Source organism: Robertkochia solimangrovi, assembly GCF_007279655.1.
Taxonomy (GTDB): domain Bacteria; phylum Bacteroidota; class Bacteroidia; order Flavobacteriales; family Flavobacteriaceae; genus Robertkochia; species Robertkochia solimangrovi.
Genome location: NZ_QKWN01000002.1, coordinates 376,391 through 398,846 on the forward strand (window position 1 = coordinate 376,391; position 22,456 = coordinate 398,846).

The following is a 22,456-nucleotide window of genomic DNA, read 5'->3' on the forward strand; positions in this document are numbered from 1 at the left end:
ACAAGGAATTCTTGCTTGCTTGCAATTATAGGCAAAAAAATCATAAAAATTATGGATTCGTATACAGAATATTGTAATTTCAATTGCATTTAAAAGCAAAAAGCAAATGAAGATTACTTTGTTAGAAAATACCGAATATGCCAATTTCTACGCAACTTATATCAATGCCCTTGGAAATGTGGAGTTAGTACCGGAATTAAAATCCAGAATGGTCGCTTTCAGTAAGTTGATGAAAAAGATACCCGAGGAAAAAATGTACTATTCCTATGCGAGAAATAAATGGACGCTAGCTGAATTGATTTTACATATTATCGACGCCGAACGTATTTTTCAAACACGGGCGCTTTGGTTTGCGCGACATGGTGAGCAGGAACTTCCGGGATTTGACCAGGATGATTTTGTAAAGAATTCATTTGCCGCAAGACGTACTAAAGAAAGTCTTTTAAAAGAATATTTGTCAGTTCGGGAAAGTTCGATACGGTTATTTCAGTCCTTTAATGATGAGGCGCTTCAATTCAAGGGTGTCGCCAATGGTTCAGTGATGTCGGTAAGGGCTGTCGGATTTATCATCAGCGGACATCAGCTTCACCATGAATTTGTTATTAAAGACAAATATCTCAATTCCTGAGGTTTAACATATATTATCATTATTTTAAAATTTCAATAACGGGGGTTGTATATAAGGATGGTTATATTATTGATGAACTGAATTGTTAAACATCAAAATATAAATTATGAAACGAATCGCAATATTAGCAACAAACGGATTTGAAGAAATAGAACTCACCTCACCACAAAAGGCATTATTGGATCAAGGTTGGAAAGCCGAAGTGGTCAGTCCACAAAAGGACACTATAAAGTCCTGGGATCACACCGATTGGGGAACGACCTTTAAAGTGGATAAGCCGTTATCGCAAGCCAATGCAAAAGATTATGATGCATTATTGTTACCCGGAGGGGTGATCAGTCCTGATGCACTGCGAATCGATGAAGACGCTTTGATCTTTATTCGGGATTTCTTCAAACAGCATAAACCGGTGGGAGCGATCTGTCATGGTCCGTGGTCTCTGATCAACGCTGGTGTTGTAGATGGAAGAACAATGACATCTTACAAGTCTATTCGAAAGGATCTGGAGAATGCCGGAGCGTTATGGGTAGATCGGGAAGTGGTTGTAGATGAAGCACTGGTAACCAGCAGAAACCCGGATGATCTTCCGGCTTTTAATAAAAAGCTTGTCGAAGAAATCAAAGAAGGAAAGCATACCTTGCAGCAGGCATAAAATGATAGATCCATCGATAAAAAAACCCTTCAAAGTGAAGGGTTTTTCTATGTTATACGGTTAAATCGAAAATCTGTTGCCAGCTAACGATAACCTGTTTAATCCTCGTCGTCTTCGTCCGGGATCTGTAATTCATCTGTGTTTATAGAATCGTCGTGATCGAATCCTTCATCATCATCATCTTCAAAATTCTCCATGGAATTAGCGAGTTTGGTACTTACCTTAACCAGGTATATGGTGTCGTCTGTCCTCACTTCAACCGCTTCGATGGTTTCGTTATTTGCATTTTTAAACCTTATGATGTCATCATCACCATATCCATCGGGATATTTCTCCACCAACATTGTCAGGATCTCATTGGTAAGTTTCTTATAATCAACAATTACTCGTCTCATAAATGATTATTTATTCAGTGCTAAATGTAAAAGAAAAAAAATATTATAATCAAGTATTTCCATTAAAAATTACATGCCTAATAAGTAAGCGAAAATTAATGGAGCTACAATGGTGGCGTCAGATTCAATAATGAATTTTGGTGTATCGATATCGAGTTTACCCCAGGTGATCTTTTCGTTAGGAACAGCTCCGGAATAAGATCCGTAACTGGTCGTCGAATCAGAGATCTGGCAGAAATAGCTCCAAAAAGGAATATCATGCATCTCCATGTCCTGATAAAGCATAGGGACTACACATATCGGGAAATCTCCGGCAATACCTCCACCGATCTGAAAGAATCCGATTCCATTGTCTGAATTCTTCATATAGTAATCTGCGAGGTAGGTCATATACTCGATACCGCTTTTCATGGTTGTAGCCTTCAATTCTCCCTTCATCACGTAAGACGCAAAGATGTTACCCATGGTACTGTCTTCCCAGCCTGGTACAACGATCGGCAGATTCTTTTCTGCGGCTGCATACATCCAGGAATCCTTAATGTCGATTTCATAATACTCTTCAAGTACTCCGGAAAGTAACATTTTATACATGAACTCATGAGGGAAATAGCGCTCACCGGCCTCATCAGCTTCCTTCCAGATCTTATAAATATGTTTTTGCAATCTTCTGAAGGCTTCCTCTTCAGGGATACAGGTATCTGTAACCCGGTTAAGTCCTTTTTCCAAAAGCGCCCATTCTTCCTTCGGAGTGAGGTCCCGATAATTAGGAACCCTCTTATAATGACTGTGTGCCACCAGGTTCATAATGTCTTCCTCGAGGTTGGCGCCCGTACATGAAATTATCTGCACCTTATCCTGACGGATCATTTCGGCAAAGATTTTACCGAGTTCAGCGGTACTCATTGCTCCTGCAAGAGTGACCATCATCTTTGCACCTTTATCAAGCTGTTCTTCATAGGCCTTGGCGGCATCTACGAGTGCAGCTGCATTGAAATGCAGATAATATTTTTCAATAAATGAAGTGATTGCTCCTTGTTGATTACTCATCGTCATCTGAATTTTTTGAATTCGCGTATTTAAATTTATAAGCTAACATCTTATAATACAATTTTGCAGCAAGAAAATCTGAAGATTTTTCCTGACTGTTCGGGCAAAGCTCTACGATATCGAAGCCTACCACATTCTTTTGTTTGAAAACCTGTTTAAGATAATACAGGGTTTCATACCAAAGTAAGCCACCCGGTTCCGGGGTTCCTGTCGATGACATGATCGAAGGATCAAAAGCATCAAGGTCGAAGGTGATGAAGACATTTTCAGTCATCTGACTGATGGAATCGTCTATCCAATCATCATCCTGTACCATTTTATTCGCGAAATAAGTCTGATCCTCCACCATATTATCAACTTCAGTAATATCCATACTGCGGATGCCGACCTGTATCAATTTGGTATTCTGACTAGCTTCATAAACTGCACAAGCGTGATTGCATTTACTTCCATCATACGATTCACGAAGGTCTGCATGTGCATCGATATGTAAAACTGTAAGATCCTTGAACGAATCGTTAAATGCACGTATGGAACCGATCGATATGGAATGTTCCCCTCCAAACAGGGTTACGAACTTATCCTGTTTAATATAATTTTTGGTGATCTTATAAACCGCTTCCACCATTTTTTCCGGAGTACTGTTCTCGGTGATCGGTGGAGCCAGATAGATTCCTTTACGATAAGGCTCAGAACGAGTCTCTATATCATATCGCTCCATATTTTCTGATGCGTCCAGAAAAGCTTCAGGGCCTTTATCAGCGCCTTTTTGCCAAGTACTCGTACCGTCATAAGGAACAGGGATAAGTACAACCTGAGCGTCGTCTAATCTACCGTACTTCTCCGGAATACCAGCGTAAGTTCTCTTATTCATTGTAACCTAAAATTTGTAAAAAATCTTTAGCAGTTTGTTGTTCCGAAAATAATTTAGTGGTCAGATTACCTTCTTCATCCCGGTCGATCAGAATATGCTTCGGAGTAGGAATCAGGCAGTGCTGTAATCCGCCAAAGCCTCCGATAGTCTCCTGATAGGCACCCGTATTGAAGAATCCGATATATAAAGGCTTATTCTTATTGAACTTAGGCAGATATATGGCGTTCATATTCTGCTCTGAATTGTAATAATCATCACTGTCACAGGTGAGTCCGCCTAAAAGCACACGCTCGTACTCATCATTCCAGCGGTTTACAGCAAGCATGATAAAACGTTTGCTGATCGCCCAGCTGTCAGGAAGCGTGGTGATGAACGAAGAGTCGATCATATTCCATTTCTCACGATCGTTCTGTTGTTTTTGATATAATACCTCATAAATGGCACCACCGCTTTCTCCAACGGTGAAACTTCCGAATTCAGTAAAGATATTTGGTACAGGGACATCCGCTTCCTCACAGGCAACTTTGATCTGGTTGATGATCTCATCCACCATGTACATATAATCATATTCGAAGGCCAGAGAGTTTTTGATCGGAAAACCACCACCTATATTCAGTGAATCAAGGGTAGGACAGATCTTTCTAAGCTGAATATATACTTTCAGACATTTTAAAAGTTCATTCCAGTAATAGGCTGTATCCCTGATTCCTGTGTTGATAAAGAAGTGTAACATTTTTAAGGAAACCTTCTTATTATCTTTGATCTCTCTGTTGTAGAAAGGAACGATGTTCTTATATCCGATGCCAAGCCGACTGGTATAGAATTCAAATTTTGGCTCTTCCTCAGAAGCGATACGGATACCTACATTGAATTTTTCATGGATCGCTTCGTCGAGGAGGCTTAACTCTTCGTAATTATCGATCACCGGAATACATTTTTTATGAGAATCATTGATCAGTGACGCGATGTTCTCGATATACTTATCTCGTTTGAATCCGTTACAGATAACGTAATTGTCTTTGGAGAGTTTTCCTTGCGCTATTAAATTTTTGACAATGTCAATATCGTATGCAGAGGAGGTTTCTATATGAATATCATTTTTCAGGGCTTCGTTTAGTACGTGGGCGAAATGTGAGCTTTTTGTACAGTAACAATAATGATACTTCCCTTTATAATCATGCTTTTCGATCGCTTCTTTAAACCAGAACTTTGCCCGTTTAATATTATTCGATATCTGTGGTAAATAGTTGAATTTCAAAGGAGCGCCGTATTGTTCAACCAATGACATCAGGTCGATTCCGTGAAATTTAAGATGATTATCTTCAAGGGTGAACTCCTCCTGAGGGAAATAGTAGGTTTGATCGATAAGATCTATGTATTTGGTCTTCATTCTTACCTTTTTGTAATTTTAAAAATAAATAAATGATCTGATAATAAGATAACGTTAAAAAATAAAAATGGTATCAGATCCTCAAATAGGCAAGATATTTTGAGGCTAATTGAATAGCTTTGAGCGTCGTATTAAAATTGGAAGTAATGGCAATAGCCCGGGTACCCTCCTGAAGAGCAATACGCTGAAACGGCTTCCAATTTTCAGCATATCCGGAAAAATAATTAAACTTCATCCGCTTAACTAATGCGACTACAAAAATGAATATTTTTTAAAAATATCCCAACAAAAAATGAATTAATTGTAGTATTCTAACGCATTAATTAACAGTGACTTATCAACAGTTACGTCAATTGCAGGCTTTCCGATATCTTCGAGAAGTACAAAATTTACATTTCCGGAAAGATTCTTTTTATCGAATTTCATCAATCCGATGATCTGTTCGAAATCCTCTTTTGAGATCTGGACTTTTTCAAAATAATTAGTGATGGTTTCATTGATGGAGTCTAGCGTCTTCGCATCAAGTCCTAAAAGTTCATGTGACAGATAAGACTCCATGATCATCCCTGCAGCGATAGCTTCTCCATGAAGTAAGCTTTCCCGGTCTTCACTTTTTAAGAAGTAGGTTTCGATAGCATGTCCGAGTGTATGTCCGAAATTGAGAATCTTCCTGAGGTTGCTTTCCCTGATATCCTGGATCACCACATTATTTTTAATGCCCACAGAATGATGGATGAGACCTTCAAGTTCAGAGGCGTCGAGTTTCTCAAGATGTTTCAGGCGTTCCCAATATGCGGCATCTGCGATAAGACCATGCTTGAGGATTTCAGCAAGTCCACTACGCATTTCCCGTGGGGGCAGTGTGTTCAGGTATACCGGGTCTATGATGACCATTACCGGTTCGATGATAAGTCCGACCTGATTCTTTAGGGTGCCGAGATCAACGCCTGTTTTCCCGCCAACAGAGGCATCGACCATAGAAAGCAAGGTGGTGGGTACATTGACGAAATCTATACCTCGCATAAAACAGGATGCTATGAAGCCACCCATATCTGTAATAACGCCACCGCCTAGATTGATCATCAGTGCTTTTCGGTCTGCGCCCAACTCAGAAAGGGTGTCCCAAACCAATCCGCAAGTTGAGAGTTGTTTGTTGATCTCTCCCGATTCCACTTCAATGACTTCAATTGGAAGTGTAGTCTTTAAATATTGAAGAAAAATAGCAAGACAGTGCTCATGAGTGTTTTCATCTACTAAAACGAAGATTCCGGAATAGGAACTTTCTGCTATCCAGTTGTTTAAGTTTTCGTATCCGAATTGATTAAAATGAACAGTGCTGCTTACACTTTTGATAGACTCCAACATTTATAACAATATTATTGATGTGTCTGGCAAAATAACAGCATTTTCATTTAAAAATGTAGAATTTCAAATACTATATTTGCGCAAAATTTAGAAATCAGCATGGATAAGATCTTTAATAACACAGAGATCGCTTTCAGAACGAAAAGTGACTCAGAACTTGAACGGGCTTATTTTTTATTCCGAATGATCGCCAATCAGCCCCTTGTGCGTATCGGAACCGCTGTAACCAATTTTGCCATTAAGGCACATTTACCGGTTGAAGGCCTGATCAGAGCCACGGTCTTTGATCATTTTTGTGGTGGTGTTAATGAAAAAGACTGCCTGAAAACAGTGGATGCGATGTATGAAGTGGGTGTGAGTTCAGTGTTGGATTATTCGGTAGAAGGAAAGGAAACCGATAAGCAATTCGATGACGTAACAGAGCGCACTATAAAGATCCTGGAATTTGTTAAAGAGAAAGATGCTATTCCATTCGCAGTCTTCAAGCCTACCGCGATTGGAAGATTCGATCTGTACCGAAAGGTAGGGGATGAAGAGAAATTGTCGGCGGAGGAAAAGGCTGAATGGGACCGTGTTCTTAAGCGTTTTGACCTTATCTGCAAGAAAGCGCATGATCTGGATGTAGCGCTTTTGATCGACTCTGAAGAAAGCTGGATGCAAAAGGCTGCTGATGATGTGAATGAGGAAATGATGCGTCGCTACAACAAAGAGAAGGCTATCGTTTACAATACCCTTCAACTTTATCGGTGGGATCGATTGGATTATCTGAAAGAATTATACGCAAAAGCTGAAAAAGAAGGTTTCTATATCGGAATGAAGCTTGTCAGGGGTGCTTATATGGAAAAGGAGAATGACAGGGCTGAAGAGAAAGGATATCCTACACCGATCTGTGCTTCGAAAAAGGCAACGGATGATAATTATAATGAAACCGTTCATTTTATTATGGAACGACTGGATCGTATCGCGGTATTTTTAGGCACTCACAACGAAGATAGCACCTATTTGATGATGCGGCTTATGAAGGAAAAAGGAATTCCTTCAAATGATCCGGGAATTTGGTTCGGACAATTATATGGAATGAGTGATCATATTACCTTTAATCTTGCCGCAAATGGATATAATGTAGCAAAATATCTCCCATTCGGACCGGTTCGTGATGTGATGCCATACCTGATCAGGAGGGCTGAAGAAAATACTTCGGTTGCGGGTCAGACCACGCGTGAACTAAGTTTACTCACAGAAGAAAGACGCAGAAGAAAATTGTGATCCCCGATTATTCGAGGATCATAATCTTCTTGATTTCAGCGATACTGTCACAACGATCTACGGTTAAGGCTACTTCTTTTTCAGCCATATAACCACTGATGTAATAAGATTTACAGGGATCGGTTTCAGTATTGCTTTTGGAAAAATCTACAGTTCCGTCGAGAAGTACGGTGTCGATCTGTTCTTTTAAAATTATTTTATTATCGATAAGTTGTCGGACCTCGGGAGAAAAAGTCATTTGTTTTTCCCGCAGGTCTTTCAATACTCTGCAATTGGGAAAGTAACAAAACTCAACTTTCTTTTCTTTCATGAAATAAGCGACAATGACCAATCCGATCGATAATCCGATCAGGAAAAAACCAAGTTTTTTGAGAAAAGGCATATTAGAAAATCAATAGGTTAATATCACGATAGGATAGATCAAACCATTCAGCAACTGCCTTACTGGTCAGAATTCCGTGGTAAAAGTACAAACCATTTCGCAAACCCTTATCAAATCTTAAAGAATGTTCAAGTCCGCCATCTTCACCTATTTTAAGTAAATAAGGCGTAAAGATATTGCTGATAGAAACGGAAGCGGATCGGGAATAACGGGCTGGAATATTAGGAACGCAATAGTGAATGACCCCATGTTTAACAAAGGTCGGCTTGTCATGGGTGGTCACTTCGCTGGTTTCAATACAACCTCCCATATCGATGCTCACATCGATTAGCACCGATCCATTCTTCATATTCTCCACCATCGATTCTGAAACCAGGACGGGAGCGCGATCGACACCTCGGACGGCACCTATCAACACATCGCAGCGTTTCAGGGCTTTAAGAAGGTTTTTAGGTTGTAGGGTAGAGGTATATAATAAACGATTAAGGTTCGTTTGCAGGGTTCGGAGTCTTGTGATCGAATTATCGAATACTTTTACATTAGCTCCGAGTCCCAAAGCGGATCTTGCTGCAAATTCCCCGACGGTTCCGGCGCCGAGAATCACTACATCCACTGGTGGAACTCCGGTAATATTCCCAAACATGAGTCCGTTTCCTTTATTGACATTGGTCATCAATTCCGCCGCGATTAGCACAGAGGCTGTGCCGGCAATTTCACTAAGGGCTCTTACTGCTGGATAATTTCCATCTTCGTCCTTAATGAATTCAAAGGCCAATGCTGTGACTCTTCTTTTTGCCAGCTCTTCAAAGTATCTCTTGCTTTGAGTCTTGATCTGCAGGGCGGAGATAATGATGGTTTGTGGGTTAACATAAGCCAGTTCCTTGATGGAAGGAGGCTCTACTTTTAAAAGAATAGGGCAGGAGAATACCTTTTTGGTATCTGATGTAATTTCAGCACCGGCATTACTATATTCAATATCACTGTAATTAGCTCCTTCCCCCGCATTTGACTCAACGATTACGCGATGGCCATGAGCGGTAAGAGCATTTACTGCGTCAGGGGTGAGGCATACACGACTCTCCTGATAGGAACTTTCCTTGGGGATCCCAATAAAAAGTTGTCCTTTTTGCTTTAAAATCTCTAGGGTTTCTTCCTGGGGTATTAGTTCCTGCTTGGTAAACGGTGAACTTGGATACGACATCAGCGGTTAATTAAAAACTCTAATTTAACTAAAGTTTTTAAGACTGGTAAAACTTAGCCTCTTTTTCAAGGTGTTTTTCTTCCTCTTCATATTTCTTAAGTTCCAGATCGATCTCTTTCAGGTCAATACCGTGAACCACTTTATCAAAAAGTTTTAGACGGATAAGGTAAACCACAGGAATAACAATCATCATTACCGGTATAATGTAGTAGAATTCCATCTCATCCACATATTTAATATCGATATTAACTACTGTTATAGTCTGAAATATAAACATGCTTATCGGTATCAGAATAACATGATACCACCAATGTTTACAAGTGAGGAACCATATGATTGCTAAGTAAAGCGGCACGAATTTGTTGAGAAATACCCAGGCAAAGACCTGTACGCTTTCATTATAATTGCTTTCAAAAGTAAAAAAAGGAGTCTCCCATACCTTTACATCAGGTATGCCTTCATATAAATAGAATATATAGGGAGAAATAGCAATCACAAAGGCAACCAAACTTCCCAACCATAAGGATTTGGAGCCTTGTTGCTTAAGGTTAGTTGGTAATTGGGACATAGTTGTAGGTTTAGTAATTAATAATTTGGGTTAAAATTACATCCCTCAAATATAAATTGTATATACTTAAAAACAAAAAAAACTGATAATCGGTATGAATTATCAGTTTTTCTACAATATTGTTAGTATTTTTTATCCTTATGCTCCAGGAATGATTTTTATCTTGTTACGGTCAATTCCCTGGTGAGTTTGATATAAACTATCCTCATCAGCTACACTGTTAGGGGAACAGGAAATTAAAGAAGTTGAAAGTAAAGCAATAGCAAATACAGCGAAAGTAATTTTTTTGATAGACATGATATTAGTTTTTTTGGTTTTCAGTTGTTCAAACATAGCCAAAAAAAAAATATGGATAATAAAAACCTTTGTCGTATATTAGGTGTTTTTTTTAACATACAACGATTTGGGGTCTAGTAAATCGGGGTGAAATTAGAGATTCAGGAAATCAAAACCTCTCTTTTTCCGTTAAAAAGCACTTTTATCTCGATTAACGACACCTCGTTCGATAAAATGTCAGAAATTCTTTCGGGCCACTCAATAAGACAATACTGACCACTATCCAGGTATTCATCTAACCCTATATCATATGCATCTGAAGAATTTTCGAGTCGATAGAGGTCAAAATGATATATTGAACCCTCTTCTCCTTCATATTCATTCACTAGTGAGAAGGTTGGACTTGATACAATATCTTCACTTCCCATCGCTTTAACCAGGGCTTTTATCAGGGTTGTTTTACCGGCCCCCATCTTGCCTTTAAAGAGTACCGTTTTATATTTCAGTAGGTCCAGGATCTTAGCAGCGGTTGCATTAACTGTATCCAGTTCATATACAATTGTATTCATAGCAGGTATATAAGCTTAATGTTTATAAGTAATTTTTGTTATAATATAGAATATATACTATATTGGTTGTCAAATACAGCATTATGACATTTGCAAAGTTATTATATAATCGAATCTTATTCGTTGATTTTCTAATAATTAATAGCGTAGTTTTCTTCGCAATGGCCCTGTTTATTTTCTTTTTAATACCACCGGGCTCGAATTGGGGTGATGCACTGTATAGTGTACCTGAAACACGTCAGGATCTTTGCATTGTTATCCTGCGTATATCCTTGTTGCATTTTCTGGCGATCTGGTTCTTTACCGAATCCGGCAGGTGGCGATATGTGATTTTACCAACCTTTACACTTCTCAGTTTTCAGGTATTTCAAATGATCGTATTACTGCTGAGACTTGATTTTGGTGGGGTTCTGATCGGTTTGTCAGTGGCCTCTAATAATATACTCTTGCTTTTCGCTTCATGGCAGGTTGGTTATTACAAATTCTCTTTGCAGCAAAAATTGCATTTAAATTCTGTGAACCTGCCAATGATCAATGATCTTCAAAAAGAGTTGACAGAGTTTCGTAGAATCTATCAAAAACTGAAGGATGTGAAGTTGGAAGAAAGTACGTTATCAGAATTGATCGCTGAATTTACCCGGCAAAGCAGCAGGATGAACCTGATCAGAACTTTCAGTCATGACGCTCCAGTTTCTGGTATGCGTCGGCGAACTGGTATAGTTGTTTCTTTAATTATGATTCTGCTGCCTGTAGCAGTAATACTTCAGAAGGTTATTAAGGTGTCAGCAGCGTCCATTCCGTTTCAGGAACTATTGATGACGCCTTCCTTTTACCGGCCTGAAGTCCAATCGGAGTGGTTTTTGTTCAATCTATCAATGGTATTACCGATGAGTATCTGGTTCTTTATTTCGAAGCATTGGTGGAAGTATGTTATACTGGTGCCGCTCACCATTTTTTTGTTTCAATACTCCGAGCTATTAGTAAATCAGGATGGGATCACTAACACAAGTGAAATAGTATTTATCCTTCCTCTTATGCTTTTAATACTTGGTAAAATGCTGATAATTTCCTTTAAAGTCAATCAATATGTAGCAGTGAGAGAGTTTTACCATCTCATCGAGGTCTCTCTTAATAAAAAACTGATCAATTTCACTCTAAAAAAGAAAAGAAACCATTTGCTGCATGAGGAATTCTGCAGGCTAAAACATGAAGGGGAGGGGTTGGCTTTAGAAGATTATTTGCAAGAATTAGAGTCCCTGAAGTACAGAATCAGGGAGTGGGAGGAATAAGAAAACCAGGAACTATGCCTGGTTTTCCTCTTCTATCTTTAATTTGGTCTTTTCGATCTCCTTGTTGAGTTTCTCAGCAAGGGCCTTAAGATCTTCATTATGTAAGGCTTTGATCTTAGCATCAATTACCGCTTCGATCTCATCCAGGCTCATTTCCTGTGGACCTTTGTCCTCAGTTTCAACCCCAAACATATTTCCTTTCCCGGTCACGATCCAGTTAATATTTACAAAGGGGTACTTTTCTACGATTCTTTCCAGAATATCACTTCCTACAGAGGCATTGTTCTTTTTCATTCGGAGGGTATATCCATTTGAGGCTCCAATGGACATATCAAACTGTCTGGCACTCATCCCCAAAGATTTTATTATAGAAAAAATCCGATCAATTGCTTTTGCCATGATATTTTTTTAAAAGTTTTTTTCAAAAATAGAAAAAAATCTATATACTTGTAGAACCAAATCCAATTAAAACAAATTAATTAACCTGTTTATGCCTATCTTACCACTAAACATTGAGAATTTCAATGGCAAAAAACTGATGTTTTTGCTCACATTGAAGGAGTATAGGGAGCCAGATTATATCGCTTTCTATATGGACGAATCAGACAACCTGTTCTTTCAGGGTACCGATGGTATGCTCCCTTTTGAGGAACTTCCTGTGTTAGCGACAATTGCGCTCTATGAATGTCTTCCTTTTGAGGTTAAGAATACCCCGGAATATTTACATGTTCCCATGAGATTTATTGTTGAAGATTACTTAAAAGTAGTTTTTGGTAAAAAAATCAACCAAAGAGGCTAAACTTTTTTGTGTCGCCACTTCATCATCATATATGTAGAAGTTAGTCGACAAAAAGCGAGTATTTTAGTCCGGTCCTGATAAATTCTATTTTTCGGGCCGGGATTGTTATGTCTGAATTCGACGTATTGCAAAACATTATCAGACCACGCGTATTACACAGATTTATAATCATTTCTAACGAATGATCGAAAAATAACGATAAGACCTGTTTCCTATATTTTCATACAAGAAACAGGTTTTTTATTTTGGATTCAGTACTACAAAAGGAATGATCATCTCCTCCAGCGAAATTCCACCATGTTGGTAGGTGTTCTTATAATAACTTACATAATGATTGTAGTTGTTGGGATATGCAAAAAACAGATCATCCTTGGCAAAGATGAAAGAACTACTCATGTTGATAGAGGGAAGGTGAATTTCTGCAGGACGTTTTACCGCATAGACCTCTTTATCTTCATAGGTCAGACTCTTTCCTGTCTTATAGCGTAAGTTCAGGCTTGTATCTCTGTCTCCGATCACCTTTGAAGGATTCTTCGCGTTTATAGTACCATGATCGGTCGTGATCAATAATTTAAAGCCAAGACGTTGTGCCTGTTGTATGATCTCCAGCAACGGAGAGTTTTTGAACCAGCTTAACGTAAGGGAACGGTAAGCTTTATCATTGGAAGCGAGCTCCTTTACCACCTCCATCTCTGTTTTAGAGTGAGAGAGCATGTCGACAAAATTATAAACGACAACCGTCAGATCATTGTTCTTTTGGCTGGTGAAATTTTGTGCGAGATGTTTTCCTGCTCTTAAACTGGAAATTTTATGATATTCCCAATTGATCTTTAATCCAAGTCTCCGGATCTGGCGCTCCAGAAAATCGGATTCATGCATATTCTTGCCGCCCTCATCAGTGTCGTTCTTCCAAAGGTCCGGGTGTAATTTTTCCATTTCCAAAGGCATCAATCCTGAGAAAATTGCATTTCTGGCATATTGTGTAGCAGTAGGGAGTATGCTGTAATAGGAGGTTTCTGATTGTTTTTTATAGTAATTCGTAATAACTGATTCAAAAGCTTTCCATTGATCATACCTTAGATTATCGATAACAACGAGTAAAATAGGTTTGTCATCCTTAAATTCCGGTACCACCAGTTCCTTGAAAAGTGTATGTGACATTACGGGCGCATCTTCATCCTCGAACCAGCCAGGATATTGTTTTTCGATGAATTTTCCGAATTGACGATTCGCTTCGATCTTTTGAGATTCTAGGATTTCGATCATACCTACATCTTCGATGTTCTCCAGCTCCATTTCCCAGTAGACCAGCTTTCGATACAGATCAGACCATTCTTCATGATTATTCACCATCGCAAGATCCATGGCGATTTTTCTGAATTCCTGTTGATAACTGGAAGTTGTCTTTTCTGAAACCAGCCTGGAATGGTCCAGGTTCTTTTTGAGACTCAATAAAATTTGATTCGGATTTACAGGCTTGATAAGATAATCGGCGATCTTTGAGCCAATCGCTTCCTCCATTATATATTCCTCTTCGCTCTTTGTGATCATCACCACAGGAAGGTTTGGTCTTTTCGCTTTTATTTCACTTAATGCTTCCAACCCGCTTAAACCCGGCATGTTCTCATCCAGAAAGATAATATCATAATTCTTTCGGTCAACCTCCTCAACAGCATCCGCTCCGCTTTTACAGGTATCCACACGGTAATTTTTATCTTCTAAAAACATGATGTGTGGCTTCAGCAGATCGATCTCATCATCAACCCAAAGTATGTTTATTTCATTCATTCTATTGATGTATATTTGTATTTAACATTTACAATCCTAAAGTTTGAATACGACTAACAAACTAAAAATATTCAACGACCCAATTTACGGTTTTATTACTATTCCTAACGAACTTATCTTCGATCTCATCGAACATAAATATTTTCAGCGTTTACGCAGAATTTCACAAATGGGATTATCCTATCTGGTATATCCCGGAGCACATCATACGCGGTTTCATCATGCGATTGGTTGTATGCACCTGATGGCCAAAGCAATTCAGGTATTGCGATTTAAACAGATTGAGATCAGTGAAACAGAAGAAAGAGCCTTGTTAGCGGCCATTCTTCTGCATGATATAGGGCATGGTCCTTTTTCTCATGCCATGGAGCACAGTATTGTGAATGGTGTTTCGCATGAACATATCTCTTTGAAGTTCATGGAGGCACTCAATGAGGAAATGCATGGGCAGCTTGATCTTGCTATTGAAATTTTCAAAGGAGTCTATCACCGAAAGTTCATGAATCAGTTGATCTCCGGTCAATTGGATATGGATCGGGCAGATTACCTGAAAAGAGATAGTTTCTATACCGGTGTTTCTGAGGGGAATATCAATTCTGAAAGGATCATTACCATGTTGAATGTAGTAGATGATCATCTGGTCGTAGAAGAAAAAGGGATCTACTCCATAGAGAAGTTTCTGGTCGCAAGAAGATTGATGTATTGGCAGGTTTATCTACATAAAACAAGCCTGGTTGCCGAACAATTACTAATAAAGGTATTAAAAAGAGCCAAAGAGCTCATCGATAAAGGTGTGGAAGTACCTGCTGACAAGACTTTGAAATTTTTCATGGACAATCATATCGGACTGGAATCTTTCGATCGTAATACCCTGGAGATTTTTTCCGGCCTTGATGATGTAGATATCATGTCTGCCATGAAAAAATGGCTGGATCATGAAGATTTTGTCTTAAAGAGCCTTTCGGCCATGTTATTGAATCGTGATCTGCTACGAATCCGGGTAAAAAAGAAAGAAATCAGTGAAGCGCGTATTGAGGAAGCGATGAAGTTCTGTATGGAGCGATATAACCTGTCTGAACAAGAGGCCTCTTACTTTGTTTTTACTGGTGAAATTAGGAATCAGGCCTATAATCTGGAGAAACAGAACATATTGATCCTTATGAAATCAGGTAAAATCAAAGATGTGGCAAAAGCCTCAGATCAATTCAATATTAAAGCCCTTTCCAAGCCCGTCACCAAATATTACCTGTGTCATCCTAAATAATAAATTGCATTTTTTTATACTTTTGCGTCGAAATGAAATTTACAGCAGCACAAATAGCAGGTATACTGGAAGGTGAAATTGTAGGAGATCCGGAAATCGAGGTCTCGAAACTTTCCAAAATAGAAGAAGGGGAGGAAGGTACCCTTACATTTTTAGCAAATCCGAAATATACTCCTTATATATATACGACCAAGGCATCTATTACTATTGTGAACCGGACATTCGAACCGGAACATGAATTGGAAACGACCCTGATCAAGGTAGATGATGCTTATAAAGCATTCTCCAAATTACTGGAGTATTACAATATGGTCAAGATGAATAAGACCGGAATCGAGAGTCCGGTTTTTATTGCAGAATCTGCAGATTGCGGAGAAGGTATCTATGTAGGAGCCTTCACTTACATCAGTGATAATGCAAAGATCGGAAAGAACGTTAAAATCTATCCGAACGTTTATATCGGAGATAATGTTACCATCGGTGACAATGTCTTCATCTTTGCAGGAGCGAAGATATATTCTGAATCGGTTATCGGAGACAACTGTGTAATACATAGTGGTGTTATCCTGGGAGCAGATGGTTTTGGATTCTCCCCTGATGAGAACGGAGAGTTCCAGAAGGTTCCACAGACCGGTAATGTAATTCTGGAAGATCATGTAGAGATCGGTGCCGGAACTACTATCGACAGAGCTACACTCGGATCAACCGTGATTCGCAGAGGCGTTAAACTGGATAATCAGATCCAGATCGCTCACAATGTCGAAATCGGTGAAAATACCGTAATCGCTGCTCAGACAGGAATTGCCGGTTCCACAAAGGTGGGTAAGAATTGTATGATCGGTGGACAAGTTGGAATCGTTGGTCATATTATTATAGGTGACCGCGTTCGTATCCAGGCACAAACAGGAGTTCACAGAAATGTAAACGATGATGAAGTGATACAGGGATCCCCTGCCTTGAATCTTGGCGATTATAATAAATCGTATGTGCACTTTAAGAATCTTCCTAAGATCGTAGAAACTATTCGTAAAATAGAAAAAGCAAATAAAGATGAGTGATCAAACCGTCAAGCAGCGTACTATCGCTAAGGAGGTTACTTTAAACGGTGTCGGACTGCATACCGGTAAAGAGGTGAGCATGACCCTGAAACCAGCCCCTGTAAATCACGGTTATGCCTTTAAACGTATTGACCTTGAAGGTCATCCTGTTATTGAGGCCGATGCTAATTACGTTGTGAATACGCAACGTGGAACCAACCTTGAGAAAAAAGGAGTAAAGATTCAGACCTCTGAACATGTTCTTGCCGCAGTGGTAGGAATGGATATCGATAATATTCTGATCGAAATGGATGCTGCTGAGCCACCTATTATGGACGGTTCTTCCAAATATTTCGTTGAAGCTATCGAGAAAGCGGGAATTGTTGAGCAAGAGGCTGAACGTGAAGAATATGTAGTTACTGATGTGATCAGCTATACCGATGAGGAATCAGGTAGCGAAATTACTGTGATCCCTGCCGATGAATATCAGGTGACCACGATGGTTGATTTCGGAACTAAAGTATTGGGTACTCAGAATGCCACCCTCAAAAAAATGGCTGATTTTAAAAATGAAATCTCCGATTCGCGTACATTCAGTTTCTTACATGAGATCGAAACCCTTCTGGAGCACGGATTGATCAAAGGAGGAGACCTTAATAATGCCATTGTATATGTAGACAAGGAACTTTCAGAGCCAACATTGGAGAAATTAAAAGTTGCCTTCAAAAAGGATTCGATCGCTATAAAACCAAATGGAATTCTCGATAATCTTACCTTACACCATCCAAATGAAGCAGCCAGACATAAATTACTGGATGTTATCGGTGATCTTGCATTGGTAGGAACACGTATTCGTGGTAAAGTTATCGCTAATAAACCGGGACATTTTGTGAATACTCAGTTCGCAAAGAAACTTTCAAAGATCATAAAGATCGAGAAACGTAATAAAGTACCTAAGTTCGATCTTTCAAAACCACCATTGATGGATGTAGTGCAGATCATGAACATGCTGCCACACCGACCTCCATTCTTACTGGTTGACCGAATTCTTGAGATGTCTGATAGTCATGTCGTAGGGATGAAGAATGTGACGATGAACGAGCCTTTTTTCGTCGGTCATTTTCCTGGAGCACCGGTAATGCCTGGAGTTCTTCAGGTTGAAGCGATGGCTCAGACCGGGGGGATCCTCGTGCTGAACACCGTTCCGGATCCTGAAAACTATCTTACATACTTTATGAAGATGGACAACGTTAAATTCAAACAACAGGTAAATCCGGGAGATACACTGGTATTTAAACTGGAATTGCTCTCACCGATTCGAAGAGGGATCTGCCATATGCAGGGTTATGCTTATTCGAACGGAAAATTAGCCACAGAAGCAGAATTGATGGCTCAAATTGTTAAAGTAAAAAATTAAGATATGAATCAACCCCTTGCTTACGTACATCCGGGAGCTAAGATCGCAAAGAATGTCGTTATTGAGCCTTTTACCACCATCCATAATAATGTGGTGATCGGGGAAGGGACCTGGATAGGTAGCAATGTTACCATAATGGAAGGAGCGCGAATCGGAAAGAACTGTAGTATCTTTCCGGGTGCCGTTATTTCCGCAGTGCCTCAGGATTTGAAATATAATGATGAAGATACCACTGTGGAGATCGGAGACAACACAACCATCAGGGAGTGTGTTACCATCAACAAGGGTACAACAGATCGAATGAAGACTGTTATCGGAAACAATTGCTGGATCATGGCATACAGCCACATCGCACACGATTGTATCATTGGTAACAATTGTATATTTTCCAATAACAGTACGCTTGCAGGTCACATCACCGTAGGAGATTATGTAGTATTGGCAGGTATGACCGCTGTTCACCAGTTCTGTACGATTGGAAATCATGCCTTCGTAACCGGTGGTTCCCTGGTTCGTAAAGATGTTCCTCCCTATACCAAAGCGGCAAGAGAGCCGCTTTCCTATGCCGGGATTAATTCGGTAGGTTTGAGAAGACGTGGTTATACCACTGAAAAAATTCGTGAGATCCAGGATATATATCGTATCCTCTATCAGAAGAATTATAACAATTCTCAGGCATTGGAAATTATCGAGGCGGAAATGGAAGCCACCTCAGAAAGAGATGAGATATTGCAGTTCGTGAGAGATTCACAACGCGGTATCATGAAAGGTTATTTTAGTTCAAAGTTCTAATTAAACAGTAAATATGGCATCAACATCTGACATCAGAAAAGGATTATGTATCCGTTATAACCATGACATTTTTAAAATTATTGAATTTCTTCACGTTAAACCCGGAAAAGGACCTGCTTTCGTCAGAACCAAACTGAAAAGTGTAACCACCGGCAAAGTGATCGATAATACTTTCTCCGCCGGACATAAGATTGAAGATGTACGTGTGGAAACCAGAAATTATCAGTACTTGTATCCAGAAGGGGATACCTATCATTTTATGAACACAGATGATTACAATCAGATCACCCTTCAAAGAGATACGCTGGATGCTCCGGATCTTTTAAAGGAAGGTGAAGTAGTAACCATACTTTTCAATACCGAAGATAATATGCCTTTATCGATAGATATGCCGGCGAGTGTTATTCTTGAGGTTACTCATACTGAGCCTGGTGTAAAAGGTAATACCGCTACTAACGCCACTAAACCTGCGACGGTAGAAACCGGTGCCAGTGTTAACGTTCCATTGTTCATCAACGAAGGTGATAAGATCAAGATCGAAACCGACAAAGGAACTTATGTAGAGCGAGTTAAGGAATAATTGTCACACGTCAATGAAATTTCCTCAACCTCATAGTCTGAAGCAGATCGCAGATCTGTTAGAATGCCAGTTCGTGGGTTCTGAAGATTTCCCTGTGTTGGGAATGAACGAGATCCATGTTGTTGAACCGGGAGATATCGTATTTGTGGATCACCCTAAATACTACGATAAGGCTCTGGAATCAAAGGCGACCGTTGTACTTATCAATAAGGAAGTAGCCTGTCCGGAAGGAAAGGCGCTTTTGGTTTCTGATGATCCGTTTCGTGATTTCAACAAACTTACACGATATTTCAAACCCTTTGAAAAGGCGACGGCTTATATCGCCCCGTCTGCAAACATCGGGAAGAATACCGTGGTACAACCAGGCTGTTTTATAGGGAATAATGTAACTATCGGAGAGCATTGTCTGATACATGCCAATGTAAGCATCTATGACAATTGCGTGATCGGAGACCATGTTACAATACATGCAGGTACCGTGCTTGGTGGAGACGCGTTTTATTATAAAAAACGTGCGGAAGGGTTTGATAAACTTCTGTCCGGAGGACGTGTGATCATCGAAGATTATGTGGATCTTGGAGCTGCCTGTACTATCGATAAAGGAGTTACTGGTGATACCACGATCAAAAAAGGCACTAAGATCGATAATCAGGTTCATATCGGACACGATACTGTAATCGGTGAAAAATGTCTCATTGCCTCTCAAACCGGAATCGCCGGTTGTGTAGTGATTGGGAATGAAGTAACCATCTGGGGACAGGTAGGTATGACCAGTGGAATTACCATAGGTGATAAGGCTGTACTGCTCGCGCAATCCGGAATCAGTAAATCTCTGGAAGGTAACCGAACCTATTTTGGGTATCCGGCGGAAGAGGCTAAAAAGAAGTACCGGGAACTTGCGGCAATACGACAGCTACCGGAAATCATTAAAAATTTAAATTAATATTTTCGACAGCCATGTACGCTGCCGGCTTAAAGTGTAATTAATAACAAAAAAGGTGAGAATTTTAGTTTACCTTTTTTCTTAAATCGTAAGCAAAAACCTATTTTTGCTAAGCTTAAATAAAATTTTATCCTAATGAGTGTATTAGTCAATAAAGATTCTAAAATAATCGTACAGGGATTCACCGGAAGTGAGGGAACATTTCACGCCGAACAGATGATCGAATACGGAACGAATGTAGTTGGAGGTGTAACTCCCGGAAAAGGTGGACAAGAACATCTGGGAAAACCTGTTTTCAACACCGTAAAAGAAGCGGTTGATAAAGTAGCAGCAGACGTATCCATTATTTTTGTACCACCTGCATTTGCAGCGGATGCAATCATGGAAGCTGCTGAAGCAGGTATTAAGGTGATCATTACCATTACTGAAGGTATTCCTGTTGCAGATATGATCAAAGCTGCTGATTACATCAAGGATAAAGATTGTCGTCTGATCGGACCTAACTGTCCGGGTGTTATCACTCCGGGTGAAGCGAAGGTTGGTATTATGCCAGGTTTTGTTTTCAAACAAGGAGAGGTAGGTATCGTTTCTAAATCAGGTACGCTTACCTATGAAGCGGCAGATCAGGTTGTAAAGCAAGGACTGGGGATTACAACAGCTATCGGTATTGGAGGAGATCCTATCATCGGAACTACAACAAAAGAAGCTGTTGAATTACTGATGAATGACGAAGATACCAAGTGTATCGTAATGATCGGTGAAATCGGAGGACAATTAGAAGCTGATGCTGCTAAATGGATCAAAGAAAGCGGTAATAAAAAACCGGTTGTAGGATTTATCGCAGGAGAAACTGCTCCGAAAGGCCGTACAATGGGTCACGCAGGAGCTATTGTAGGAGGTGCAGACGATACGGCTGAAGCTAAAAAACAGATCATGCGTGAATGCGGGATCCATGTTGTTGACTCTCCGGCTGAAATCGGTAAAAAAGTTGCAGAGGTACTCGGTTAATTTTTGTACCGAATGCTTTGCAATATTGAGATATAAACCAAAAGACCCTGCAAAGCTGCGGGGTCTTTTGTTGTGAAGTATTCCTTATGACTATATTTAAAACTTAATGAACTAACATAAAAAGACTCGATGAAACTATTAGAGGGAAAAACAGCAATAATCACCGGAGCCAGTAGAGGGATCGGTAGAGGAATTGCCCAGATATTCGGACAACAGGGAGCTAATGTAGCATTCACATACAGCTCTTCTGAAGCGCCGGCTCTTGAATTGGAGAAGGAATTAACCGATATGGGGGTGAAAGCAAAAGCTTATAAAAGCGATGCTGCCAATTTTGAACAGGCTCAGGCACTGGTAGACGATGTTGTAAAGGAATTCGGAGCGATCGATATCCTGATCAATAATGCCGGGATCACAAAAGACAACCTGTTGATGCGAATATCTGAAGAAGATTTCGACAAAGTGATCGAAGTCAATCTTAAGTCTGTATTCAATATGACCAAGGCTGCACAGCGCACTATGCTAAAACAGCGAAAAGGATCTATCATCAATATGAGTTCCGTAGTTGGAGTAAAAGGAAATGCCGGTCAAACCAATTATGCTGCATCTAAAGCAGGGATCATAGGTTTTTCGAAATCTGTCGCACTGGAACTTGGATCGAGAAATATTCGTTGTAATGTAATCGCACCTGGTTTCATCGAAACTGAAATGACTGCAAAACTGGATGAGAAAGTCGTTCAGGGATGGAGAGATAATATACCGCTTAAGCGTGGAGGTAACCCGGAAGATATTGCAAATGCCTGCGTATTCCTGGGATCAGATATGTCGGCATACATCACAGGACAGGTGATCAACGTTGATGGAGGAATGTTGACCTGATATTGTGATATCCGAAAATTTTATTTGTATTTTCGAAGTTCCCTGAATTC

Annotated in this window: 26 protein-coding genes; 13 read left to right on the top strand and 13 right to left on the bottom strand. The window is 39.8% G+C overall.

Annotated features, from left to right (window positions below):
• Window positions 1-106: 106 nt before the first annotated feature.
• Together DMZ48_RS05530 and DMZ48_RS05535 are read left to right on the top strand one after the other, a co-directional pair.
• A complete protein-coding gene (locus tag DMZ48_RS05530) occupies window positions 107-628 on the top strand; it encodes a DinB family protein (RefSeq protein ID WP_143954117.1) in 522 nt (173 codons plus the stop codon).
• A 103-nt stretch (window positions 629-731) separates the two neighbouring features.
• Window positions 732-1,280 (top strand): type 1 glutamine amidotransferase domain-containing protein, encoded by a 549-nt coding sequence (locus tag DMZ48_RS05535; RefSeq protein ID WP_143954118.1) that lies wholly within the window; start codon window positions 732-734, stop codon window positions 1,278-1,280.
• 98 nt (window positions 1,281-1,378) lie between these two features.
• Here DMZ48_RS05535 and DMZ48_RS05540 read toward each other — a convergent pair whose 3' ends face one another.
• The 6 genes from DMZ48_RS05540 to aroB all read right to left on the bottom strand — a co-directional run bounded on the left by DMZ48_RS05540 (window position 1,379) and on the right by aroB (window position 6,351).
• The gene (locus DMZ48_RS05540; RefSeq protein WP_143954119.1) at window positions 1,379-1,675 is read right to left on the bottom strand and encodes a hypothetical protein; all 297 of its coding nucleotides are present in this window, start codon (window positions 1,673-1,675) and stop codon (window positions 1,379-1,381) included.
• A gap of 69 nt (window positions 1,676-1,744) precedes the next feature.
• Window positions 1,745-2,722, bottom strand: coding sequence for a deoxyhypusine synthase family protein (locus DMZ48_RS05545; protein WP_143954120.1), 978 nt, complete (start codon window positions 2,720-2,722; stop codon window positions 1,745-1,747).
• The gene (gene speB / locus DMZ48_RS05550; protein ID WP_143954121.1) at window positions 2,715-3,596 is read right to left on the bottom strand and encodes an agmatinase; all 882 of its coding nucleotides are present in this window, start codon (window positions 3,594-3,596) and stop codon (window positions 2,715-2,717) included. Before speB ends, DMZ48_RS05545 begins: the two co-directional genes overlap by 8 nt.
• The gene (locus DMZ48_RS05555; protein WP_143954122.1) at window positions 3,589-4,986 is read right to left on the bottom strand and encodes an arginine decarboxylase; all 1,398 of its coding nucleotides are present in this window, start codon (window positions 4,984-4,986) and stop codon (window positions 3,589-3,591) included. The genes speB and DMZ48_RS05555 overlap by 8 nt, the downstream gene beginning before the upstream one ends.
• A 73-nt stretch (window positions 4,987-5,059) precedes the next feature.
• Window positions 5,060-5,221, bottom strand: a complete 162-nt coding sequence (locus DMZ48_RS18530; RefSeq protein ID WP_162558672.1) for a hypothetical protein — start codon at window positions 5,219-5,221, stop codon at window positions 5,060-5,062.
• Window positions 5,222-5,283: 62 nt separating this feature from the next.
• Window positions 5,284-6,351, bottom strand: a complete 1,068-nt coding sequence (gene aroB, locus DMZ48_RS05560; RefSeq protein ID WP_143954123.1) for a 3-dehydroquinate synthase — start codon at window positions 6,349-6,351, stop codon at window positions 5,284-5,286.
• A gap of 99 nt (window positions 6,352-6,450) precedes the next feature.
• Between aroB and DMZ48_RS05565 the strand changes: the two genes are divergently transcribed.
• Window positions 6,451-7,617, top strand: a complete 1,167-nt coding sequence (locus DMZ48_RS05565) for a proline dehydrogenase family protein (protein ID WP_143954124.1) — start codon at window positions 6,451-6,453, stop codon at window positions 7,615-7,617.
• A gap of 7 nt (window positions 7,618-7,624) precedes the next feature.
• On the opposite strand, the gene DMZ48_RS05570 is transcribed toward DMZ48_RS05565, so the two are convergent.
• The 5 genes from DMZ48_RS05570 to tsaE form a co-directional block, all read right to left on the bottom strand.
• On the bottom strand, window positions 7,625-7,999 hold the full coding sequence (locus DMZ48_RS05570) for a DUF4258 domain-containing protein (RefSeq protein ID WP_143954125.1): 375 nt from the start codon (window positions 7,997-7,999) through the stop codon (window positions 7,625-7,627).
• 1 nt (window position 8,000) lies between these two features.
• The gene (locus DMZ48_RS05575) at window positions 8,001-9,200 is read right to left on the bottom strand and encodes an alanine dehydrogenase (protein WP_143954126.1); all 1,200 of its coding nucleotides are present in this window, start codon (window positions 9,198-9,200) and stop codon (window positions 8,001-8,003) included.
• A 37-nt stretch (window positions 9,201-9,237) separates the two neighbouring features.
• Window positions 9,238-9,768: a hypothetical protein gene (locus DMZ48_RS05580; RefSeq protein WP_143954127.1), complete on the bottom strand. Its 531-nt coding sequence runs from the start codon at window positions 9,766-9,768 to the stop codon at window positions 9,238-9,240.
• 138 nt (window positions 9,769-9,906) lie between these two features.
• The gene (locus tag DMZ48_RS18665) at window positions 9,907-10,065 is read right to left on the bottom strand and encodes a hypothetical protein (RefSeq protein ID WP_199287940.1); all 159 of its coding nucleotides are present in this window, start codon (window positions 10,063-10,065) and stop codon (window positions 9,907-9,909) included.
• 140 nt (window positions 10,066-10,205) lie between these two features.
• Window positions 10,206-10,613 carry a tRNA (adenosine(37)-N6)-threonylcarbamoyltransferase complex ATPase subunit type 1 TsaE gene (gene tsaE / locus DMZ48_RS05585; RefSeq protein WP_143954128.1) on the bottom strand — a complete coding sequence of 136 codons (408 nt, stop codon included), beginning with the start codon at window positions 10,611-10,613 and terminating at the stop codon, window positions 10,206-10,208.
• 83 nt (window positions 10,614-10,696) lie between these two features.
• Between tsaE and DMZ48_RS05590 the strand changes: the two genes are divergently transcribed.
• A complete protein-coding gene (locus tag DMZ48_RS05590) occupies window positions 10,697-11,902 on the top strand; it encodes a hypothetical protein (protein ID WP_143954129.1) in 1,206 nt (401 codons plus the stop codon).
• A gap of 12 nt (window positions 11,903-11,914) precedes the next feature.
• On the opposite strand, the gene DMZ48_RS05595 is transcribed toward DMZ48_RS05590, so the two are convergent.
• On the bottom strand, window positions 11,915-12,301 hold the full coding sequence (locus tag DMZ48_RS05595) for a hypothetical protein (RefSeq protein ID WP_143954130.1): 387 nt from the start codon (window positions 12,299-12,301) through the stop codon (window positions 11,915-11,917).
• 91 nt (window positions 12,302-12,392) lie between these two features.
• Here DMZ48_RS05595 and DMZ48_RS05600 point away from each other — a divergent pair, with 91 nt between their 5' ends.
• Window positions 12,393-12,701: a hypothetical protein gene (locus DMZ48_RS05600; protein ID WP_143954131.1), complete on the top strand. Its 309-nt coding sequence runs from the start codon at window positions 12,393-12,395 to the stop codon at window positions 12,699-12,701.
• A 240-nt stretch (window positions 12,702-12,941) separates the two neighbouring features.
• Here the strand turns inward: DMZ48_RS05600 and porX are convergent, their stop codons facing one another.
• The gene (gene porX, locus DMZ48_RS05605; protein ID WP_143954132.1) at window positions 12,942-14,489 is read right to left on the bottom strand and encodes a T9SS response regulator signal transducer PorX; all 1,548 of its coding nucleotides are present in this window, start codon (window positions 14,487-14,489) and stop codon (window positions 12,942-12,944) included.
• Between the two features lie 43 nt (window positions 14,490-14,532).
• Here porX and DMZ48_RS05610 point away from each other — a divergent pair, with 43 nt between their 5' ends.
• The 8 genes from DMZ48_RS05610 to fabG all read left to right on the top strand — a co-directional run bounded on the left by DMZ48_RS05610 (window position 14,533) and on the right by fabG (window position 22,406).
• Window positions 14,533-15,753: an HD domain-containing protein gene (locus tag DMZ48_RS05610; RefSeq protein WP_143954133.1), complete on the top strand. Its 1,221-nt coding sequence runs from the start codon at window positions 14,533-14,535 to the stop codon at window positions 15,751-15,753.
• Between the two features lie 32 nt (window positions 15,754-15,785).
• Window positions 15,786-16,811 (top strand): UDP-3-O-(3-hydroxymyristoyl)glucosamine N-acyltransferase, encoded by a 1,026-nt coding sequence (gene lpxD / locus DMZ48_RS05615; protein ID WP_143954134.1) that lies wholly within the window; start codon window positions 15,786-15,788, stop codon window positions 16,809-16,811.
• The gene (locus DMZ48_RS05620) at window positions 16,804-18,207 is read left to right on the top strand and encodes a bifunctional UDP-3-O-[3-hydroxymyristoyl] N-acetylglucosamine deacetylase/3-hydroxyacyl-ACP dehydratase (RefSeq protein WP_143954135.1); all 1,404 of its coding nucleotides are present in this window, start codon (window positions 16,804-16,806) and stop codon (window positions 18,205-18,207) included. Before lpxD ends, DMZ48_RS05620 begins: the two co-directional genes overlap by 8 nt.
• A 3-nt stretch (window positions 18,208-18,210) precedes the next feature.
• Window positions 18,211-18,999: an acyl-ACP--UDP-N-acetylglucosamine O-acyltransferase gene (lpxA, locus tag DMZ48_RS05625; protein ID WP_143954136.1), complete on the top strand. Its 789-nt coding sequence runs from the start codon at window positions 18,211-18,213 to the stop codon at window positions 18,997-18,999.
• Between the two features lie 13 nt (window positions 19,000-19,012).
• Complete coding sequence (gene efp / locus DMZ48_RS05630) at window positions 19,013-19,579, top strand: elongation factor P (RefSeq protein ID WP_143954137.1); 567 nt, start codon at window positions 19,013-19,015, stop codon at window positions 19,577-19,579.
• 13 nt (window positions 19,580-19,592) lie between these two features.
• Entirely contained in the window at window positions 19,593-20,522 is a 930-nt protein-coding gene (locus tag DMZ48_RS05635) for a UDP-3-O-(3-hydroxymyristoyl)glucosamine N-acyltransferase (RefSeq protein ID WP_143954138.1), read from the top strand.
• A gap of 135 nt (window positions 20,523-20,657) precedes the next feature.
• Window positions 20,658-21,530, top strand: a complete 873-nt coding sequence (gene sucD, locus DMZ48_RS05640; protein WP_143954139.1) for a succinate--CoA ligase subunit alpha — start codon at window positions 20,658-20,660, stop codon at window positions 21,528-21,530.
• Window positions 21,531-21,659: 129 nt separating this feature from the next.
• Window positions 21,660-22,406, top strand: coding sequence for a 3-oxoacyl-[acyl-carrier-protein] reductase (fabG, locus tag DMZ48_RS05645; protein WP_143954140.1), 747 nt, complete (start codon window positions 21,660-21,662; stop codon window positions 22,404-22,406).
• Window positions 22,407-22,456: the final 50 nt, after the last annotated feature.

Bases quoted from the DNA above. Each gene is read 5' to 3' on its own strand.
- DMZ48_RS05545 (WP_143954120.1), bottom strand. From the start codon at position 2,722: ATGAGTAATCAACAAGGAGCAATCACTTCATTTATTGAAAAATATTAT.
- DMZ48_RS05555 (WP_143954122.1), bottom strand. From the start codon at position 4,986: ATGAAGACCAAATACATAGATCTTATCGATCAAACCTACTATTTCCCT.
- DMZ48_RS05580 (WP_143954127.1), bottom strand. From the start codon at position 9,768: ATGTCCCAATTACCAACTAACCTTAAGCAACAAGGCTCCAAATCCTTA.
- porX (WP_143954132.1), bottom strand. From the start codon at position 14,489: ATGAATGAAATAAACATACTTTGGGTTGATGATGAGATCGATCTGCTG.
- lpxA (WP_143954136.1), top strand. From the start codon at position 18,211: ATGAATCAACCCCTTGCTTACGTACATCCGGGAGCTAAGATCGCAAAG.
- DMZ48_RS05635 (WP_143954138.1), top strand. From the start codon at position 19,593: ATGAAATTTCCTCAACCTCATAGTCTGAAGCAGATCGCAGATCTGTTA.
- DMZ48_RS05590 (WP_143954129.1), top strand. From the start codon at position 10,697: ATGACATTTGCAAAGTTATTATATAATCGAATCTTATTCGTTGATTTT.
- DMZ48_RS05570 (WP_143954125.1), bottom strand. From the start codon at position 7,999: ATGCCTTTTCTCAAAAAACTTGGTTTTTTCCTGATCGGATTATCGATC.
- efp (WP_143954137.1), top strand. From the start codon at position 19,013: ATGGCATCAACATCTGACATCAGAAAAGGATTATGTATCCGTTATAAC.
- DMZ48_RS05565 (WP_143954124.1), top strand. From the start codon at position 6,451: ATGGATAAGATCTTTAATAACACAGAGATCGCTTTCAGAACGAAAAGT.
- DMZ48_RS05530 (WP_143954117.1), top strand. From the start codon at position 107: ATGAAGATTACTTTGTTAGAAAATACCGAATATGCCAATTTCTACGCA.
- DMZ48_RS05595 (WP_143954130.1), bottom strand. From the start codon at position 12,301: ATGGCAAAAGCAATTGATCGGATTTTTTCTATAATAAAATCTTTGGGG.
- tsaE (WP_143954128.1), bottom strand. From the start codon at position 10,613: ATGAATACAATTGTATATGAACTGGATACAGTTAATGCAACCGCTGCT.
- DMZ48_RS05620 (WP_143954135.1), top strand. From the start codon at position 16,804: ATGAGTGATCAAACCGTCAAGCAGCGTACTATCGCTAAGGAGGTTACT.
- DMZ48_RS05540 (WP_143954119.1), bottom strand. From the start codon at position 1,675: ATGAGACGAGTAATTGTTGATTATAAGAAACTTACCAATGAGATCCTG.
- DMZ48_RS18665 (WP_199287940.1), bottom strand. From the start codon at position 10,065: ATGTCTATCAAAAAAATTACTTTCGCTGTATTTGCTATTGCTTTACTT.
- DMZ48_RS18530 (WP_162558672.1), bottom strand. From the start codon at position 5,221: ATGAAGTTTAATTATTTTTCCGGATATGCTGAAAATTGGAAGCCGTTT.
- DMZ48_RS05575 (WP_143954126.1), bottom strand. From the start codon at position 9,200: ATGTCGTATCCAAGTTCACCGTTTACCAAGCAGGAACTAATACCCCAG.
- sucD (WP_143954139.1), top strand. From the start codon at position 20,658: ATGAGTGTATTAGTCAATAAAGATTCTAAAATAATCGTACAGGGATTC.
- aroB (WP_143954123.1), bottom strand. From the start codon at position 6,351: ATGTTGGAGTCTATCAAAAGTGTAAGCAGCACTGTTCATTTTAATCAA.
- fabG (WP_143954140.1), top strand. From the start codon at position 21,660: ATGAAACTATTAGAGGGAAAAACAGCAATAATCACCGGAGCCAGTAGA.
- speB (WP_143954121.1), bottom strand. From the start codon at position 3,596: ATGAATAAGAGAACTTACGCTGGTATTCCGGAGAAGTACGGTAGATTA.
- DMZ48_RS05600 (WP_143954131.1), top strand. From the start codon at position 12,393: ATGCCTATCTTACCACTAAACATTGAGAATTTCAATGGCAAAAAACTG.
- lpxD (WP_143954134.1), top strand. From the start codon at position 15,786: ATGAAATTTACAGCAGCACAAATAGCAGGTATACTGGAAGGTGAAATT.